This window comes from Mesorhizobium sp. M7A.F.Ca.CA.001.08.2.1 (assembly GCF_003998455.1).
GTDB classification, from domain to species: Bacteria; Pseudomonadota; Alphaproteobacteria; order Rhizobiales; family Rhizobiaceae; genus Mesorhizobium; species Mesorhizobium ciceri.
Genome location: NZ_RZPW01000701.1, coordinates 1 through 3,273 on the forward strand (window position 1 = coordinate 1; position 3,273 = coordinate 3,273).

At 61.8% G+C, this 3,273-nt stretch carries 4 protein-coding genes; all 4 read left to right on the forward strand.

The annotated features are described in order from the left end of the window. The first annotated feature begins 162 nt into the window (after positions 1–162). Positions 163–1,503: a preprotein translocase subunit SecY gene (secY, locus tag EN914_RS29340; protein WP_013531435.1), complete on the forward strand. Its 1,341-nt coding sequence runs from the start codon at positions 163–165 to the stop codon at positions 1,501–1,503. Continuing rightward, positions 1,500–2,096 carry an adenylate kinase gene (locus tag EN914_RS29345; RefSeq protein WP_013531436.1) on the forward strand — a complete coding sequence of 199 codons (597 nt, stop codon included), beginning with the start codon at positions 1,500–1,502 and terminating at the stop codon, positions 2,094–2,096. Before secY ends, EN914_RS29345 begins: the two co-directional genes overlap by 4 nt. A gap of 210 nt (positions 2,097–2,306) precedes the next feature. Next, positions 2,307–2,675, forward strand: coding sequence for a 30S ribosomal protein S13 (rpsM, locus tag EN914_RS29350; RefSeq protein WP_013531437.1), 369 nt, complete (start codon positions 2,307–2,309; stop codon positions 2,673–2,675). A 162-nt stretch (positions 2,676–2,837) separates the two neighbouring features. Beyond that, positions 2,838–3,227 carry a 30S ribosomal protein S11 gene (gene rpsK / locus EN914_RS29355; RefSeq protein WP_006205444.1) on the forward strand — a complete coding sequence of 130 codons (390 nt, stop codon included), beginning with the start codon at positions 2,838–2,840 and terminating at the stop codon, positions 3,225–3,227. Positions 3,228–3,273: the final 46 nt, after the last annotated feature.

Consider the following 3,273-nt stretch of genomic DNA (forward strand, 5'->3'; position numbering starts at 1 on the left):
GGATCCGTTTTTGCTCACGATTTCGCTTTGATCTGCTCAACGAGGCGGCCGCGTCAACGCGGCCGCTTGCATGTTTAGAGCCCGGAGCTTATCTCGTGAGCTTCGGTGAAACGCGCCGCCTGACCTCAGGGCCATCAAGCGTTACCAAGCGGAGAATCAGGCATGGCTTCGGCTGCTGAACAATTAGCCTCGAATCTGAATTTCTCGGCCTTCGCCAAGGCGGAGGATTTGAAGAAGCGCATCTGGTTCACGATCGGCGCGCTGCTGGTTTATCGCCTCGGCACCTACATCCCGCTTCCCGGTATCAATCCCGACGCCTTCGCCCAGGCCTTCTCTTCGCAGAGCAAGGGCGTGCTCGGCATGTTCAACATGTTCGCCGGCGGCGCCGTGCAGCGCATGGCGATCTTTGCGCTCGGCATCATGCCTTACATCTCCGCCTCCATCATCATGCAGCTGATGACCTCGGTCATCCCGTCACTGGAAGCGCTGAAGAAGGAAGGCGAACAGGGCCGCAAGGTGATCAACCAGTACACGCGCTACGGCACCGTGCTGCTTGCGCTGGTCCAGGCCTATGGCATTTCGGTCGGTCTGGAAGGCGGCAACGGCATCGTCAGCGACCCCGGCATGTTCTTCCGCATCTCGACCGTCGTCACGCTGGTCGGCGGCACCATGTTCCTGATGTGGCTGGGCGAGCAGATCACCGCCCGCGGCATCGGCAACGGTATTTCGCTGATCATCTTCTCCGGCATCGTCGCCGGCCTGCCGCACGCCATCTCCGGCACGCTGGAGCTTGGCCGCACCGGCGCGCTGTCGACCGGCCTGATCCTGGCGATCATCGTGCTGGCTATCGTCGTCATTGCGCTCATCGTGTTCTTCGAGCGCGCCCAGCGCCGCTTGCTGATCCAGTATCCGAAGCGCCAGGTCGGCAACCGGATGTTCCAGGGCGATACCTCGCACCTGCCGCTGAAGCTCAACACGTCGGGCGTCATTCCGCCGATCTTTGCCTCGTCGCTGCTTTTGCTGCCGGCCACCGTCGCCGGCTTCTCGCAGACGACGAACCTGCCGGCGTGGGCAAGCACCGTGCTCGCCTCGCTCGGCCACGGCCAGCCGCTCTACATGCTGTTTTATGCGGCGATGATCGTGTTCTTCGCCTTCTTCTACACCGCGATTGTCTTCAACCCGAAGGACACCGCCGACCAGCTCAAGAAGCATTCGGGCTTCATCCCGGGCTATCGTCCGGGCGAGCGCACCGCCGATTATATCGATTACGTTCTCACCCGCATCACCGTCGTCGGCGCCATCTATCTGGTGCTGGTGTGCCTGCTGCCGGAGTTCCTGATCTCGGCGACTGGCGTACCATTCTACCTTGGTGGCACATCGCTTCTGATCGTGGTCAGTGTCACGCTCGATACGGTTGCGCAGATTCAGGGTCACCTGATCGCGCACCAGTATGAAGGCCTGATCAAGAAGTCGAAGCTGCGCGGGGGGAAGAAAGCCAGATGAGGTTGATATTGCTTGGGCCGCCAGGAGCGGGCAAGGGGACGCAAGCACAAAGACTGGTAGAAAAACACGGCATACCCCAGCTCTCGACGGGCGACATGCTGCGTGCTGCCGTCCAGGCAGGCACCGAGGTTGGCAAGCGCGCCAAGGCGGTGATGGATGCCGGTGAACTGGTGTCCGACGCGATCGTCAACGCGATCGTCGCTGAGCGTATCGATCAGCCCGACTGCGCCAAGGGGTTCATCCTCGACGGCTATCCGCGGACCCTGGTGCAGGCGGATGCGGTCGAGCAGATGCTGTCGGATCGCTCCCAGGGGCTCGACGCCGTCATTGAACTCGTGGTCGACGACAAGGCCCTGGTTGGCCGGATCGTCAAACGCGCCGACGAGGCGCAGGCCGCCGGCCTTCCCGTTCGCAAGGACGACAATCCGACCGTGTTCGAAGAGCGCTTGAGGGAATACTACAAGAAGACGTCGCCGCTGATTGGCTACTACTATGCCAAGGGCAAGCTCCGCAGTGTCGACGGCATGGCCGATATCGACGCCGTGACGGAACAGATCGAAGCGGTGCTCAAGGACGCGGTGCGGGGAAATTAACGATTGCACTTGACGGAGGCGGTTCGCTGCGGTATGGCGGCCCGTCTTCCTATCAGGCATGAGCTTTGCTTGTCCGCAAGGGCAAGGCAGCCGCATTGAACTGGAAACTCCCGCATGGGCCGGCCTCCACCGGACGCGGGGCAACTTAAGACAGCGCCGAGCCTACCTTGTTTTTGAGGATTGGCCGGCCCACATGGAGAAGGGAAGAACATGGCTCGTATAGCCGGCGTCAACATTCCGACCAACAAGCGCGTTGTCATTGCGCTTCAGTACATTCACGGCATTGGCAAGCGGTTCGCCCAGGAGATCGTCGACAAGGTCGGCATCCCGGCCGAGCGCCGCGTCAACCAGCTGACCGACGCGGAAGTGCTGCAGATCCGCGAGACCATCGACCGCGATTACCAGGTTGAAGGCGACCTGCGCCGCGAAGTCTCGATGAACATCAAGCGGCTCATGGACCTCGGCTGCTACCGCGGCCTGCGTCACCGCCGCTCGCTGCCGGTCCGCGGCCAGCGCACGCATACCAATGCGCGCACCCGCAAGGGCCCGGCCAAGTCGATCGCCGGCAAGAAGAAGTAATTTTTTTAGGGGAATAAGGGAGTAGGGGAGTAAGGCAGTAGGGAATGCCCGCCAGTCGGGTCGCATTTTTCCCTACTCCCTTACTGCCCTATTCCCCTACTCCCTTACGAAGGTGGAGCCGCTGGCATTACGGCGGTGTAGAGATCAACTGAAAGGACTATCATGGCCAAGGAAGCCGCTCGTGTTCGCCGTCGCGAACGCAAGAATATCTCGTCGGGCGTTGCCCACGTCAATTCGACCTTCAACAACACGATGATCACCATCACCGATGCACAGGGCAATTCGATTGCCTGGTCGTCGGCCGGTGCCCAGGGCTTCAAGGGTTCGCGCAAGTCGACCCCGTTCGCTGCCCAGATGGCTGCCGAGGATGTTGCCAAGAAGGCCCAGGAACACGGCATGCGCATGCTCGAAGTCGAGGTCTGCGGACCCGGCTCCGGTCGTGAATCGGCACTGCGCGCCCTGCAGGCGGCCGGCTTCACCATCACCTCGATCCGTGATGTGACGCCGATCCCGCACAATGGCTGCCGCCCGCGCAAGAAGCGTCGCGTCTAAGCATTTACCGAACGCCGCGCGAGCGCCCTTGGGCGCTCCTCCGTGG

Bases quoted from the DNA above. Each gene is read 5' to 3' on its own strand.
- secY (WP_013531435.1), top strand. From the start codon at position 163: ATGGCTTCGGCTGCTGAACAATTAGCCTCGAATCTGAATTTCTCGGCC.
- EN914_RS29345 (WP_013531436.1), top strand. From the start codon at position 1,500: ATGAGGTTGATATTGCTTGGGCCGCCAGGAGCGGGCAAGGGGACGCAA.
- rpsM (WP_013531437.1), top strand. From the start codon at position 2,307: ATGGCTCGTATAGCCGGCGTCAACATTCCGACCAACAAGCGCGTTGTC.
- rpsK (WP_006205444.1), top strand. From the start codon at position 2,838: ATGGCCAAGGAAGCCGCTCGTGTTCGCCGTCGCGAACGCAAGAATATC.